Genomic DNA, 14,267 nt, shown 5'->3' with positions numbered 1-14,267 from the left:
CATGATCGACCATTTCGGATTGACGGTCGCCGATTATCGGGCATCACGGAATTTCTACGATTCCGTTCTTGCGACGCTGGGCTATGGACGGCTGCGGGAATTTGAAATTCCCGGTGGCATGATCGCTGGCTTTGGCGAGGAAAAGCCCGAATTCTGGATCCAGTCGGGTGGGCGTTGCACGGGCAGGGTCCATATTGCGTTCGTTGCAAAATGGCGGGCAGATGTGGAGGCTTTTTATAGAACAGCGCTCGACGCAGGCGGCCGCGACAACGGTGCTCCCGGTGTTCGCGAAATATACCACCCCGATTATTACGGCGCCTTCGTTTTCGACCCGGACGGCCACAACATCGAAGCGGTCTGTCACGTGCCCACCTGACATTTTTCAAGAAGTATCGACCTCACATGACCAAAGAACGCCTTTATCTCTTCGACACCACCCTGCGCGACGGTGCCCAGACGACCGGTGTCGAATTCTCGCTTGAGGACAAGATTGCCATCGCCCGGCTTCTTGACGGGTTGGGTATCGATTACGTCGAAGGGGGATATCCCGGGGCCAACGTGGTCGATACCGCGTTCTTTTCTGAAAAACGGACGGAAAACGCCGATTTCGTTGCCTTTGGCATGACCAAGCGGGCAGGGCGGTCGGTCGAGAACGATCCGGGTATTGCCGATCTTATCGGGTCGAGCGCCGATGCTGTCTGCTACGTCTCGAAGGCCTGGGACCATCAGGTCAAACTGGCTTTGGGTATTTCAACCAAGGAAAATCTCAAGGGCCTCGCCGAAAGCGTTCAGGCTGCGAGGGACGCTGGCAAGCAAGCCTTTGTCGATTGCGAGCACTTCTTCGATGGATACAAGGCCAATCGCGCCTACGCGCTCGACTGCGTCAAGACAGCCCTTGATGCGGGCGCACGCTGGATCGTCCTGTGCGATACGAATGGCGGCACGATGCCCTCCGAGATCGAAGAGATCGTGGCCGACGTCCTGACCATCGCCCCTGGCGACAAACTCGGCATCCATGCTCATGATGATACGGGGCAGGCAGTGGCCAACTCGCTGGCAGCGGTCAGGGCCGGCGTGCGGCAGATCCAGGGCACCCTCAATGGCCTCGGCGAGCGGTGCGGCAACGCCAATCTGGTAACCCTGATTCCCACGCTGGTGCTCAAACCTGTGTTTTCCCAGCGCTTCGATACGGGCGTGACGGCTGAAAAGCTCGAGACATTGACCCGTGTTTCGCGCGCGTTCGATGAAATTCTCAATCGCGGACCCAACAGGCAGGCACCCTATGTTGGTGCCTCGGCGTTTGCCACCAAGGCGGGAATCCACGCCTCCGCAATTGCCAAGGACCCGACGACCTATGAGCACGTTGTCCCCGAAAGTGTCGGCAACGAACGGCTCATCATGGTGTCTCAGCAGGCCGGAAAATCCAATCTGCTGACCACCCTGAAGCGGTTCGGCATCGAAATGGCCAAGGATGATCCCCGCCTCGACAAGTTGCTGCGGCAGGTCAAGGAGCGCGAAGCCCGCGGCTATTCCTACGACGGAGCAGAGGCGTCGTTTTTTATGCTGGCCCACAAGATGTTGGGAACGCTGCCGAAATTCTTTGATGTAACGAGCTATCGCTCGGCGATCGAACGCCGCCATAACGCCAAGGGTGAAATGGTCACCGTGAGTGAGGCGGTGGTCAAGATTGATGTGGAGGGCGAAATTCTCATGTCGGTTGCCGAAGGAAACGGTCCCATCAACGCGCTCGATCTGGCCATGCGTAAAGATTTGGGGAAGTATTCGAACCGGATCGACGATCTCGAACTCGTTGATTTCAAGGTGCGTATCCTGGACGGCGGCACGGGCGCGGTCACCCGTGTGCTGATAGAAAGTCGGGACGATACCGGCGAGCGGTGGTTCACCGTTGGCGTGTCGCCCAACATCATTGATGCCTCCTTCGAGGCCCTGTATGAGTCGTTCACCTATAAGTTGATGAAGACGGCCTAGCCGTTATAGTTCAAAAGACTGTTTCGCAGCTACGAATCGCAGACATGGCCGATGCGGCGGCCGGGAAACATTTACGGAGGCTCCACTGGCCCGTCCCATCTCTCCCATCGTTCTCGCAGTCGGCGCCGCCGCAGCGACGGTCATCGTCACAATAGGCGTGATCGCCGGTCCGGGTACGATTGCCTGCCTTCAGCGCGGCGACTTCCCAATTTGCATGAACGAGACGTTCTTTGGCGGATCGGCCGCGACAACTGGTGACGGCGAGACAGCACAGGAACTTGCCAGCGGCCCCGTGGAAGAGCAGGCATCATCTGATGCTGAGACCAGTGAAGCGGCGGATGCGGCGGGGAGCCAGGAGACAGCGACCAGCGTTTCAGAGGCTGTAATGCCCGCCTTCGGCCTCGTTCGTGTTGAACCCGACGGTTCCGCAGTGATTGCCGGCAGCGCGACGCCATCCGGCGAAGTCCGTATTTTTGCCAATGAGGACCAGATCGGGGCCGAGACGGCGCAGACCTCAGGCGACTTTGCCTTCGTGACCGACGCTCCGCTGCCGACGGGCGGTGTCGAACTGCGCATTCTCGATGTTGAAACGGACCGGTTTGCCGACACGTCGGTTATCGTTGTCGTTCAGGACGACCGAACCAGCGAACCTCTGGTCATCGCATCGGCGCCGGGCGAGGCGAGCGAAATATTGCAGGGGCTCGATAACCCGACGGTTGCAGCGGCCGAACAACAAGCTGTGCCGGAGTCGCCAGAGCCCGAAACAAGCCCGGAGACCCTAGCGGTTGCCGAAGCCGATATGGAAAGCCCGCAAGCCGATCCGCCCGCCCCGAATGCAGCGGAGCCGGACGTCGAAATGACTGCCGATCAGGACGCGGATGGCCAAACGGCAGCGGATGAAGCGCTTGAGGTTCCTGTTGAGGCGGGAAATGAGCAAGAGGAGAGCCCCGCTTCCGATATCGAAGCGAATGAGGCGGAACCCAGCCAGGAAACCGCAATTGCTGCGCCTATGACTGCCCCCCTACAGCAGGCTGAATCGGTTGATGAGCAGTCCGCCCCTGCGCCTCAGGAGCAGCCTGCTCCTGTGCCCGCCACCACACCGATGCAAGACGAAGAGACGACCTCGCCCGACGAAACAGCGCCTCAGGACGAAGGTGATGTTGTCGAGGATGCGCCGGCGCCTGTGGCTGTCGCCGCGGCGGATGAGCCTGCTCCACCGGCTCAAGAGCCGGTACCCTCGACCGAAGGTCAAGAGCCAGTGCCAGCCGCCCGGCCTGCCAATGTCACGCCGCCGCTGGCTGAATCCGATGATGCCGAGGTGGCGGTTGCAGCCGAAGAAGACGCTGCTGTACCGGCTGTCGAGCTCGATTCAGCGCCATCTGGCGAAGAGCCATCCGACGGAGCGGCAGCGGCTGTTTCAGAACCTGCTGAAGACCTCGAAAGTCCTGCCCCTGCGCAGCCAGCCGTCGCTGCGCCTCCTCAGCAGACATTTGCCGCACCGACCATCGACGCGGTGGAAATAGATGGGGATCGCAATTTCTTTGCCGGTGCGGGTGAGGATGGACTGACTGTTCGACTCTATGTCGATAACGCCATCGTGGGTTCGACCGAAGTCAGCGATGGCCGGTGGCTCATTGAAGCGATCGATGTACTCGATCAGGAAAACCAGCGCATTCGAATCGATATGCTTGCCGAGGATGGTTCGGTGGTTGGGCGTGCCGAGGTCGATTTCATCCTCGAACTTCCTGAGGCTGTTGACGAAGACATTGTCGTGGCTGAACAGCGCGAAACCGAGACCGTTGGCGCCAGCCCCGCGCAGAGCCAGGAAGCAGACCTGTCGGCCAGTGGGGATGTCGAGACGCCAGATGCTCCAGAACCCGTCACCTCCGACGCAGCAGAACCTCCCGCGCCAACGGCCGAACCGGCCCAGAGCGCGGAACCGGCTGAGACAGTCGAGCCGACGGGATCAGTCGAGCCCGCCGAACCTGCTGAAACGGTTGAACCTGCCATTCCGACATTGGTTGGCGTGAGCGACGGAAATCGAACGGCAACGGGATTGGCAATCATCCGGCAGGGCGACAATCTGTGGACCATCGCGCGTCGGGTCTATGGCGAAGGCATTCGATACACGCAGATATTCGAGGCCAACACCGACCAGATCCGCAATCCTGACCTTATCTATCCGGGTCAGGTCTTTGACCTCCCGGGCACCGATGAAGTCATCGGAGAGGCGGACGACGCCGCCTCCTCCCGGCAATGATCGTTTGTGCGGGGAAATGTAATTCTCCGCTCAGCTCCCGCTGGTGCTGGCTTGCACCGGTACCGCATTTCCTCTATCGTTAAATTACGATGGAAGCTGTAGTCATGCATGAAGACGATATTGCTATATTGATGCGGGCCTTGGGGCATCCTGTTCGGCTGGAGATTTTGCGTATCCTGGCGAAGCGCGCGGAAAACTGCTGCTGCAACGATGTGACCGACTGCCTTTCACTGGCGCAAAGCACCGTTTCCCAACACCTCAAGGTCTTGCTCGATGCAGGCATAATCGAACGCCGTGCACAGGGCACCCGCAACAATTATTGCGTTCGGACAGATCGGCTCACGGCGTTCAATCGGGCGGTGGGCGACTATGTCGCCGGGTTGGATGCGTCAGGCCTGCTCTGTGACCGCCAGCCGGCTCAAGCGTCCTGAATCTGTCTCTGGCGGTTCCGATAGCCGTCCCTCCTCTATACCGGAGCATTTTTGATGGCCAAGGCGCCCAGATCAACCGTCAGCGCCGACGAAGGCGCTTTGCTTTCCACGATTCGCAACCTTTGGGACTATATATGGCCCGCCGATCGACCGGACCTGCGGATGCGGGCTTTACTTGCAATCGGCGCTCTGTTGCTGGCGAAGGTAGCGAGTACGCTGGTTCCGTTTGCCTATAAGGGTATCATCGACACGCTGGATAGTTCCGGGCCTGAAACCGCGGTCCTGCTCGGGCTCTCCGTGCCCATCATCCTCGTTGTTGCCTATGGCATCGGCCAGATCGTCGATACCGGATTCCAGCAATTGCGGGACATTCTGTTCGCCTCGGTGGGGCAGAATGCCGTGCGCCAGCTCGCCTACCGCACATTTACCCATGTGCACCGCCTTTCGCTGCGCTTTCATTTGCAGCGCAAGACCGGCGGGTTGAGCCGGGTCATCGAGCGCGGCACCAAGGGCATTGAGACCATAGTGCGTTTCACCATGCTCAACACGGCCCCGACGCTTGTCGAGTTCGTGATTGTCGGTGTGATCTTCGGCTGGCTGTTTGGCATCGCCTATGTGCTGGTCCTTGCCTCTGTCGTGGTTCTCTACATGGTTTTTACCGTGCGCGCTTCGAACTGGCGCATCGCCATCCGCCGGGACATGAACGAGAGTGATACGGACGCGAACGCCAAGGCGATTGACAGCCTGCTCAACTTCGAGACGGTCAAGTATTTCGGCAACGAGGATCTCGAGGCAACCCGTTTCGACAAGGCCATGTCCGGCTACGAGCGCGCCGCCATTCGCATCTGGACCTCGCTGGGCTGGCTCAATTTCGGGCAGGGGGTCATCTTCTGGATCGGGATGATTACCCTTTCGGTCATGTCAGCGCTTGGCGTGATGAGCGGCGATTTGACCGTGGGTGATTTCGTGCTCCTCAACACTTTCATGATGCAAATTTACAGGCCGCTCAACCAGATCGGATTTGTTTATCGCGAGATACGCCAGGGCCTGGCCGACATTGAAGCCATGTTCATTCTGCTCGATCAAAATCCGGAGATCGAGGACAAGCCGGACGCGAACCAGCTTGAAATCAGCGGGCCGGTCCTTTCTTTTGAGGACGTCTATTTCCACTACGACCCGGACCGTCCCATACTCAAGGGTGTGAGCTTTGAGGTGCCGGCGGGCAAGACCATCGCTGTCGTGGGGCCCTCGGGCGCGGGCAAGTCGACGATTTCGCGGCTGATCTATCGCTTTTACGATGTGATTTCAGGCCGGGTCGCGATCGATGGACAGGATGTCAGGGACGTGACCCAGGCTTCACTTCGTGCCGCTATTGGCATGGTGCCTCAGGATACCGTGTTGTTTAACGACACAATTGCCTACAACATTCGCTATGGCCGCCCCGACGCCACCGACGAGGAGGTGCGGGAGGCGGCGCGGATGGCGCAGATCGGCGATTTCATTGACAGTCTGCCTAATGGGTATGAAACGCAGGTTGGTGAGCGCGGCCTCAAGCTTTCGGGCGGCGAAAAACAGCGCGTGGCGATTGCCCGCACAATTCTCAAGGCGCCACCCATACTGATACTCGATGAGGCGACCTCGGCGCTTGATACCCATACCGAGCGCGAGATCCAGTCCGCGCTTGATACGGTCGCCAGGGGACGGACTACGCTTGTCATAGCGCATCGGTTGTCGACCGTCGTCGATGCCGACGAAATCATCGTGTTGCGCGATGGCGTGATCGCCGAGCGTGGCAGGCATAATGAGCTTCTGGCCAGCAATGGCCTTTATGCCCAGATGTGGAACCGCCAGCGTGAGGCCGCCGAAGCCAGCGAGCGTCTTCGGGCAGCTCAGGAAGATCCCGACGGGTTTGTCGTGCGAAAGCCTTCCGAACAGCTGTAGAATAAAAAAGGCCCCGCACTGGCGGGGCCTTTTGCTATTCGGCTGCGGGCCGTCTGGAAAGAACCGTGACGCCATTCTCGTTGCGCTCGATCAGTTCTGTATCCTTGGTGACAATGTGTCGGGACGCGTCATCGCCGGCGACCTCGATCGCCATGCCGTCAAAGCCGGCAGGCATAGCGTCATTGGCCCTGCGCCCACGAACCCAATTGAACACGCTGCCGACCTGACCCTTGATGACCTTCGGTGCTGTAATCATCACAGGTACCATGATCAGTGTGAGGGCGGTCGAGAAGAACAGCCCACTCACCAGGGCGGCCGAAAGGTGGATGAACCACGAACCCGCAATGCCGCCAACGACGATTTCACGCCGCAGGAAGTCGAACTCGACGTTGGCCCACATGGGAATAACACCCAGAGCAGTCAGGAACGCGGTGAGCAGAACCGGACGGACGCGTTGCGCTGCCGTAAGCAGCATTGCCGTGACCGGCTCGACCTGTTGCCCGCGGTTGTACTCGTTATAGGTATCGATCAGAACGATGCCGTTCTTGACCACGATACCGGCGAGCGCCACCACCCCGAGCCCGGTCATGATGGCCGAAAAGCTCATACCCGTTGCCAGCATGCCCAAAAGGACACCGGCGACCGACATGAACACGGTCGAGAGTGTTACGAACACCTGATAGAAGCTGTTGTACTCGAGCAGCAGGATCAGGAAGATCAGGAACAATGCGGCACCAAACGCCTGACCGATAAACGCGTTGGCGTCGCCCATCTGCTCTTCGGCACCGCCGAAGGCAAAGGTAATGCCATCGGGCCATTCCTGCCCGTCCAGCCAGGCCTGCAACTCGGCCACCCGGGTAGCGGGATAGACACCTTCGGGCAGATTGACCAGATTGGCTGCAATCGGCATTACATAGACCTGATTGCGCCGCTCGATATTGGCGACCTTGGGTACGGCCTGACGCTCAATGAAGTTGGAAACCGGCACCATCCCCTGCGATGTGGCAATCCGCATGGAATCGAGCGCATCCAGCGTGCGTTCATCCTCGGGAAGGCGGACCTTGATGTCGAGTTCATCCCCCGTTTCCTGATCGCGATAGGTGCCCAGATTGACGCCCGATGTGACAAGTTGCACGTAGGGCGCCAGCTCGCGCACCCCGATGCCGTATCGAGCTGCTTCCAGGCGATCCACGGTAACCTGCCAGTCGATCCCCGGTGAGGGGCGACCGTCCTCGATATCGGCGGTATTGGGTAGCTCGGTCTCCAGATAGTCGCGGATGCGTTCAACGGTCGGCGCCAGCGTGTCGTAGTTGGTGCTTTCCACGCGCATGTTGATGTCTTTGCCGGCCGGAGGACCGCTCTCGGTGGCGAGGACCTGAACCTGCAGACCGGAAATGTCGGCAACGCGCTCACGGATATCGGTAAAGATTTCCTCGGCCGGCACCCGGTTGTTATAATCAACGAGCTGAAGCTGGAAATTGCCGATGGTATCGGGTGGCATGGTGCCCATCGCGCCGGTCGTACCGAATTGCATGATGATGTCACGGATGCCGTGAACCTCCATCAATTCGTCTTCCACCTCGACAAGCATGTCACGAACTTCCTGCGGCGAATAATTGCCCCGGGCCACCACGGCGACGGTTGCATATTCAGGCTCGGAAGCCGGGAACGCCTCGGTTCCGGTGGGGTTGGCGGCATAGGCGAAAAACACGCCGAACACGATACCGAAACCAACCAGAAGCGTTGGGATTGGCCATCGCAGGAGAACTGACATCATGCGCACGTAAAGCCCGGTCGGTCCCTTTACCTTCTTGGGGTGGAACTTCTCGGGGTACATGACGATATCGGCTTGTTCCTTGCGCTCGGGATCGACATGGCTCGAGGCAATGGCCGCGCCGATAACCGGCATGAAGATCAGGGCCGAAACGAACGATGCGGACATAACGACAATCACGATCGTGGGAAGATCGGTCATGAATTTGCCGATGATACCGGGCCAGAACAGCAAGGGCACAAATGCGGCAAGCGTCGTTGCCGTTGCACCGATCACCGGTATGAACATCTTGTGCATCGCCTGAATGAAGGCTTCCTTCTTGGAGACACCTTCCTGCAGCTTTCGCTCTGCATATTCGACGACCACCACGGGGTCGTCGACCAGGACGCCCACAGCAATAACCAGCCCGAACATGACCATCATGTTGATGGTCATCCCGGTCATCTGCATGTAGAGAAATGCGATCATGAACGACAGCGGGATCGACATGCCGATCATGAACGCCGCACGCACACCCAAGACCGCGATACAGGTTATCAGCACCAGCGCGACGGCCGTCAGGACCGCAGCTTCGAGCGACCGGAACAGGCCGAGCGTCGTTTCTGCCTGATCGAGAAAGAAGCTGTGCCCAACGCCCTGCGGCCAGTTGGCGGCAGTCTCCTCGGTCAACGCCCGAACGCTGTCCGAGACTTCGATAATGTTGGTGCCCGCTTTCTTGCTCACCCCAAGGATCAGGGCAGGGGATCCGTTGACATTGGTGTATTCGGTTGCGTCTTCGAGCGTGCGCGTGACGTTTGCTATATCGCCGAATGTGACGACATTGTTCCCATCCGTTTTGATGGGAAGCTCAAAGACGTCCTGCGCACTGGTGATCAGGCCGGGCACTTCAACGCTGAAAGAACCCTGACCCGTGTTGATCGTGCCGCCGGCGACAACGAGGTTGTTGCGGGCCAGTGCATCGAACAGCTGGTTGGCCGTGAGGTTGTAGGCCTCCAGGCGCATCAAATCGATTGTCACCTCGACCACTTCGTCGCGCGCGCCCGACAAGGTGACTTCGCGCACCGCGCCAATACCCTCTAGAGCCGTCTGGAGTTCTTCGGCGCGGCGGACGAGCTCGCGTTCGGGCACATCGCCATAAACGGCCACCGAGATGATCGGGAACCCAACCATGTCGATTTCGTTCACCGTCGGATCGCTGGCATCATCGGGCAGGTTGGACCTGATGGCATCCATACGGGCACGGGTGTCGATCAGCGCCTGGTCCGTTTCAACATTGGCACCGAATTCGAGGATGACCGAGGCGTGGCCGGTGGTCGAAGTCGATGTCATGTTCACCAGGCCGTCCAGCCCGTTGAGTTCTTCTTCGGCGGGCTTGGCCAGAAGGTTTTCGGCATCGCGAGGCGATACCCCGGTTTGGCTTATCGAGACATAGAGGTACGGGACATCGATGGCCGGAAAGCTCTCCTTGGGCAGAACCGAGTAGGAGAGCCCGCCAGCGAGCAACAGCAGCGCCATGATTGTCATCACGACGCGGGGCATGCGCAGGATGCGCTCGATGAAGCTGGTCATGCAGGTGCGCCTTCTTCAGAGGTACCCGTGGTATCATCCGAGACAGCTTCCTGCCCGGTTTGCACGGTCTGCCCATCGATCACGAATTCCTGGCCGATGGTAATGATGTCAATGGATTGGGGCAGCCCGGTTACCCAAACGCCGTCCCTGGTGTCTGAAACGATTGTAACGGGAGTAAAGGCGACTATGCCGTCCTGAACGGACTTTACGCCCAAGACGCCCTCATCGTTCAATGTCAGAACCGACTGAGGCAACAGATGCCCCGGCATCGATCCCATATTGACCGTTGCGGTGGCCGTAACGCCTTCGCGGATCGAAAAGTCGGGGTTGTCGAACTCGATTTCGACCGGGAAAGACCGTGTCGCGTCGTCCGCACTGGCCGCCACATATGTCACTTCACCGGTAGCTTCCTGATTGGTCACCGTGTGCAATGTTGCAGCAAGTCCCGTCCGGGCCAGCGTAATATTGGCTTCAGCGACCGACCCCGAGAAGACGATGGGATCGAGTTGAACGATTGTCGCGCATACACCGCCCTGCGAGAGCATGGAACCGCGCGTCGCGATGGGCGCCTGAACCAGCCCCGAGACCTCGGCTACGATTTCCGTACGATCCAGTTCGGCCCGGGCGTTGTCGAGCGCGGCCTGAGCCGAAGAAACCTGCGCTTCGGCGCCGGCCAGAGCGACCTGAACCGAATTTGCCGTATTGGCCGGTGCCAGGCCCCGTTCGCGCAGCGAAGTGTTGGTTTCAAGGTCGAGTTGCGCCTGGGCAAGCCCGGCTTCCGCCTGCGCAAGAGCGGCTTCGGCTTGAGCGACCGCCGCGGCGCGTGTTCCGGGCGCCAGTGAGCACAAAAGATCACCGGCTTCCACCTGGTCACCCTTCTCGACGTGGACCGTTTCCACTACCGCCGCGGTTTCGGCGACCGCCGAAACATTGGCTGCTGCCGTCGTCCTGCCGCGCAGCGTGACTTCGATTGGCATTTGCTGGAGCTCGAACGTCTGTGTGCGAACCGATACCGAGGCACCCGAAGCGCCGTTCGTCTCGGCCACCCGCTCGGCAACCGTCATCCGGGCCTCTTCGACTTCCTCCTCGGAATGTTCGGGAAGCACGCCGGCCTCAGCCAACGCCGTCGAAATTGGGCCATGATCATCGCCTTCAATCAAGCCGATAATCGAGCGTTCGCCGTTTCCAGGGCCCTGTCCGCCCATCACGAACGACCCGGTGCCCAGCCAAATGGCGGCGCCGGCAAGAATGAAAAGTGACAAACCGAAAGATTTAAGAAATTGCATTAAACAGCGCCCTCTATTCTGCTGCTTGCTGCCCGAGGCGCGCTTGATTTGGTCGCGCTGAGGCAATTAAGGCATTCATGTGGGTATGGAGATGCCGATGCGCAACTTCAAGGCAGGTTATGCCATGGCCGATCACCCATGCGTCGTTGGCATGGCTCGTGTCGTCACAGGAGTCGGCCTGCCGTTGCAGCTCTTTGAGCTCGGCAATCTGGGAATCGAGATAGGCGAGCCTGTCCTCGATACGTGATCTGACCAGATCGGCATCAAGCAGGTGCGCAAAACGGGCAAAAAGCAGGAAAGGGCTGCGAAAGATATCGTCTCCCAAAGGTTCATGCAGCGCATCACAGAATGCAGCCCGGCCGGCCTCGGTAATGGAATAGATTTTTTTGGATGGCTTTCCATCCCGATGCTCTATCCGCGAGGTTACGAGCCCATCGTCTTCGAGCTTGGCGAGCGCGGGATAGATCGAGCCGAAGCTGGCCTCGACGAAATAAGCGCCGCCGCCTTCGGTACAAAGCTTGCGAATTTCATAGCCGCTCGCATCCTGAGTATAGAGGAAGGAGAGGCATAGGGTACGAACGTTCATGTTCTATCAATCATATGCCGAACGAGAATATGATGGCGCTATATATTAAGCCGCCGCGCTTGCCAAGATATACGACGAAGAGCCGCACCTCGATCAGTTCGTGTACGATGAAAGTTCTTACGCTCGAATGAGAAAACGGCGTTAATCGATGCTTATGTCGAGCCCAAGGTCCAGCGGGACCGATGCACTTGTGATCCGGCTGGTCGAGATGTAGTCGACGCCGGTCCGGGCGATGGCGGCAACGCGTTCAAGCGTAACATTGCCCGAAGCCTCCAGCTTGGACCGTCCTGCCGTGATGGCAACGGCCCGGGCCAGTGTGTCTTGATCCATATTGTCAAGAAGGATCGCGGCCACACCGGCGTCCAGCGCATCCTGGAGCTGGTCGAGCGTATCGACTTCGACTTCAATCGCGACAAGATGACCAGCAAAGGCTCGAGCAGCCGCTATCGCCGCAGATACGCCGCCAGCGACGGCAATATGGTTGTCCTTGATGAGGATGGCATCGTTCAGACCGAAGCGATGATTGTGGCCGCCGCCACAGCGGACGGCATATTTTTCCAGCGCTCGTAGGCCCGGCGTCGTTTTTCGCGTGCAGCAGATGTGGGCGTTGGTGCCCTTGGTCTCGAGCACGAAGTCTCGGGTCAGAGTTGCGATGCCACTCAAATGGGTCAGAAAATTGAGCGCGGTGCGCTCGGCTGCCAGCAGATTGCGCGCATTGCCGCGCACCTCAAGAATGGCCTCTCCCGCCGCGACCACGGAGCCATCGGCAACAAATCTTGTTGTGTCCAGGCCCGGTCCGATCAGCGAAAACGCGGCAATCGCGCACTCGAGCCCGCAAATCACGCCGACACCGCGCGCATTGATGGTCGCGACCGCCTTTGCGTCCGGGCCGATCGTTGCCTGGGAGGTGATGTCGCCCGCCTCTCCCAGATCTTCAAGAAATGCAGCTTTGACGGCCCGCTCGATAATATGGGGGGGCAGGGCGGGAAGATAAGCGCGCATCATGATGAAAAGACACCCGGATTTATAAGATTGTGTTCGCCCACATTGCGGATGTCCCGCTCCCCGCAAAGCGCCATGGTAACGTCGAGTTCCCTGCGGATGATATCGAGCGCCTGTTCGACCCCCGCTTCGCCTCCGGCGCCAAGACCATAGAGCCAGGGGCGTCCAATATAGACGCCCTTGGCGCCCAGGCACAGTGCTCGCATGACGTCCTGACCCGAGCGTATGCCACCATCCATATGAACTTCGATTTTGTCTCCCACGGCTTCAATGATGCCAGGCAGGGCCGCTATGGACGATGGTGCGCCGTCCAGTTGTCGTCCGCCATGATTGGACACGATGATCGCGTCCGCGCCCGAAGCGGCCGCCATGCGCGCATCTTCGGCGTCCATGATGCCCTTTAATATCAGCTTCCCGCCCCAGCGCTCCTTGATCCATTCGATATCGGACCAATTGAGCTTGGGGTCGAATTGCTCGGCCGTCCACGAAGCCAGAGAAGAAATGTCGCCAACATTATCGGCATGGCCCACGATATTGCGGAAGGTATGACGTCGTGTTCTGAGCATCGACAGGCACCATTGCGGCCGGGAGGCCAATTGCCAGATGGTGTTGAGATTCACACGGGGAGGGGCCGAAAGTCCGTTGCGCGCGTCCTTGTGCCGTTGCCCCAGGATTTGCAGATCGAGCGTCAGGACCAGGGCCGAACAATTGGCGGCTTTGGCTCTGTCGATCAGATTATACATGAATTGCCGGTCGCGCATCACATAGAGCTGGAACCAGAACGGGGCACCATCGGTAGCCTCTGCAACGTCCTCGATCGAGCAGATGCTCATCGTTGATAAAGTGAACGGTATGCCGAAAGCGCGCGCCACTTTGGCGCCGAGAATTTCACCGTCGGGGTGCTGCATACCCCCAAAACCGGTGGGCGCTATGGCGACAGGCATCGCGACGTCTTGCCCGATCATTGTCGAGGCCAGCGAGCGATTGGTCATGTCGACGGCAACACGCTGGCGAAACATTATCTTGGAAAAGTCTGCTTCGTTGGCGAAGTAGGTGCTTTGGGTCCACGATCCGGAATCGGCATAGTCGAAAAACATCCGAGGTACGCGTCGCTTCGCACGTGCCTTCAGCTCTTCAATTGTCTGCGCCGTAAAACCCATTCGCCCGCCTCTCCCACCATTGAGCATCTTTATGCACTCAATAGCGGGACACAAGGTCAGGGAAAAGCGCCATTATGCCAAATGCCAACCGAACCGACTGGGGTCAGTTGCCCTCGACGGACAGGCCCTGGTCGTTGAGTTCGATTTGAACACCGTCAGGCTGGGATTCCTGTTGGTAGGCGTAAATGGCAAGGCCGATAACCACAACGACCAGGGCGCCAAGCAGAAGATAAAGCGTATTGCGGCTCATCAAATTCTCCAAAAAATGC

General features: G+C 59.0%; 11 protein-coding genes. 5 read left to right on the top strand and 6 right to left on the bottom strand.

Features of this window, described 5'->3' with window-relative positions:
• The first annotated feature begins 1 nt into the window (after nucleotide 1).
• The 5 genes from V6617_RS12315 (at nucleotide 2) to V6617_RS12295 (ending at nucleotide 6,621) form a co-directional block, all read left to right on the top strand.
• A complete protein-coding gene (locus tag V6617_RS12315) occupies nucleotides 2-376 on the top strand; it encodes a VOC family protein (protein ID WP_338610713.1) in 375 nt (124 codons plus the stop codon).
• 26 nt (nucleotides 377-402) lie between these two features.
• A complete protein-coding gene (gene cimA / locus V6617_RS12310; protein ID WP_338607254.1) occupies nucleotides 403-1,989 on the top strand; it encodes a citramalate synthase in 1,587 nt (528 codons plus the stop codon).
• A 214-nt stretch (nucleotides 1,990-2,203) separates the two neighbouring features.
• Complete coding sequence (locus tag V6617_RS12305) at nucleotides 2,204-4,249, top strand: LysM peptidoglycan-binding domain-containing protein (protein WP_338607253.1); 2,046 nt, start codon at nucleotides 2,204-2,206, stop codon at nucleotides 4,247-4,249.
• Nucleotides 4,250-4,353: 104 nt separating this feature from the next.
• Complete coding sequence (locus tag V6617_RS12300; protein WP_338607252.1) at nucleotides 4,354-4,680, top strand: metalloregulator ArsR/SmtB family transcription factor; 327 nt, start codon at nucleotides 4,354-4,356, stop codon at nucleotides 4,678-4,680.
• 54 nt (nucleotides 4,681-4,734) lie between these two features.
• Entirely contained in the window at nucleotides 4,735-6,621 is a 1,887-nt protein-coding gene (locus V6617_RS12295) for an ABC transporter ATP-binding protein/permease (RefSeq protein ID WP_338607251.1), read from the top strand.
• A 34-nt stretch (nucleotides 6,622-6,655) separates the two neighbouring features.
• Here the strand turns inward: V6617_RS12295 and V6617_RS12290 are convergent, their stop codons facing one another.
• From V6617_RS12290 to V6617_RS12265, 6 genes are all read right to left on the bottom strand, one after another.
• A complete protein-coding gene (locus V6617_RS12290) occupies nucleotides 6,656-9,964 on the bottom strand; it encodes an efflux RND transporter permease subunit (RefSeq protein ID WP_338607250.1) in 3,309 nt (1,102 codons plus the stop codon).
• A complete protein-coding gene (locus V6617_RS12285) occupies nucleotides 9,961-11,250 on the bottom strand; it encodes an efflux RND transporter periplasmic adaptor subunit (RefSeq protein ID WP_338607249.1) in 1,290 nt (429 codons plus the stop codon). The genes V6617_RS12290 and V6617_RS12285 overlap by 4 nt, the downstream gene beginning before the upstream one ends.
• A 13-nt stretch (nucleotides 11,251-11,263) precedes the next feature.
• Nucleotides 11,264-11,836: a PadR family transcriptional regulator gene (locus tag V6617_RS12280; protein WP_338607248.1), complete on the bottom strand. Its 573-nt coding sequence runs from the start codon at nucleotides 11,834-11,836 to the stop codon at nucleotides 11,264-11,266.
• Nucleotides 11,837-11,977: 141 nt separating this feature from the next.
• Entirely contained in the window at nucleotides 11,978-12,838 is an 861-nt protein-coding gene (nadC, locus tag V6617_RS12275) for a carboxylating nicotinate-nucleotide diphosphorylase (protein ID WP_338610712.1), read from the bottom strand.
• The gene (locus V6617_RS12270; RefSeq protein WP_338607247.1) at nucleotides 12,838-13,998 is read right to left on the bottom strand and encodes an alpha-hydroxy acid oxidase; all 1,161 of its coding nucleotides are present in this window, start codon (nucleotides 13,996-13,998) and stop codon (nucleotides 12,838-12,840) included. The genes nadC and V6617_RS12270 overlap by 1 nt, the downstream gene beginning before the upstream one ends.
• A 103-nt stretch (nucleotides 13,999-14,101) precedes the next feature.
• Nucleotides 14,102-14,248 carry a hypothetical protein gene (locus V6617_RS12265; RefSeq protein WP_338607246.1) on the bottom strand — a complete coding sequence of 49 codons (147 nt, stop codon included), beginning with the start codon at nucleotides 14,246-14,248 and terminating at the stop codon, nucleotides 14,102-14,104.
• Between the last annotated feature and the right edge of the window lie 19 nt (nucleotides 14,249-14,267).

Origin of the sequence: Pelagibacterium nitratireducens (assembly GCF_037044555.1) — a bacterium.
In the GTDB taxonomy this organism is placed as follows: domain Bacteria; phylum Pseudomonadota; class Alphaproteobacteria; order Rhizobiales; family Devosiaceae; genus Pelagibacterium; species Pelagibacterium nitratireducens.
The sequence above is the reverse complement of the archived record's forward strand: the minus strand, read 5'-3'. Positions and strand labels throughout refer to the sequence as shown.

Bases quoted from the DNA above. Each gene is read 5' to 3' on its own strand.
- V6617_RS12315 (WP_338610713.1), top strand. From the start codon at position 2: ATGATCGACCATTTCGGATTGACGGTCGCCGATTATCGGGCATCACGG.
- cimA (WP_338607254.1), top strand. From the start codon at position 403: ATGACCAAAGAACGCCTTTATCTCTTCGACACCACCCTGCGCGACGGT.
- V6617_RS12305 (WP_338607253.1), top strand. From the start codon at position 2,204: ATGAACGAGACGTTCTTTGGCGGATCGGCCGCGACAACTGGTGACGGC.
- V6617_RS12300 (WP_338607252.1), top strand. From the start codon at position 4,354: ATGCATGAAGACGATATTGCTATATTGATGCGGGCCTTGGGGCATCCT.
- V6617_RS12295 (WP_338607251.1), top strand. From the start codon at position 4,735: ATGGCCAAGGCGCCCAGATCAACCGTCAGCGCCGACGAAGGCGCTTTG.
- V6617_RS12290 (WP_338607250.1), bottom strand. From the start codon at position 9,964: ATGACCAGCTTCATCGAGCGCATCCTGCGCATGCCCCGCGTCGTGATG.
- V6617_RS12285 (WP_338607249.1), bottom strand. From the start codon at position 11,250: ATGCAATTTCTTAAATCTTTCGGTTTGTCACTTTTCATTCTTGCCGGC.
- V6617_RS12280 (WP_338607248.1), bottom strand. From the start codon at position 11,836: ATGAACGTTCGTACCCTATGCCTCTCCTTCCTCTATACTCAGGATGCG.
- nadC (WP_338610712.1), bottom strand. From the start codon at position 12,838: ATGCGCGCTTATCTTCCCGCCCTGCCCCCCCATATTATCGAGCGGGCC.
- V6617_RS12270 (WP_338607247.1), bottom strand. From the start codon at position 13,998: ATGGGTTTTACGGCGCAGACAATTGAAGAGCTGAAGGCACGTGCGAAG.
- V6617_RS12265 (WP_338607246.1), bottom strand. From the start codon at position 14,248: ATGAGCCGCAATACGCTTTATCTTCTGCTTGGCGCCCTGGTCGTTGTG.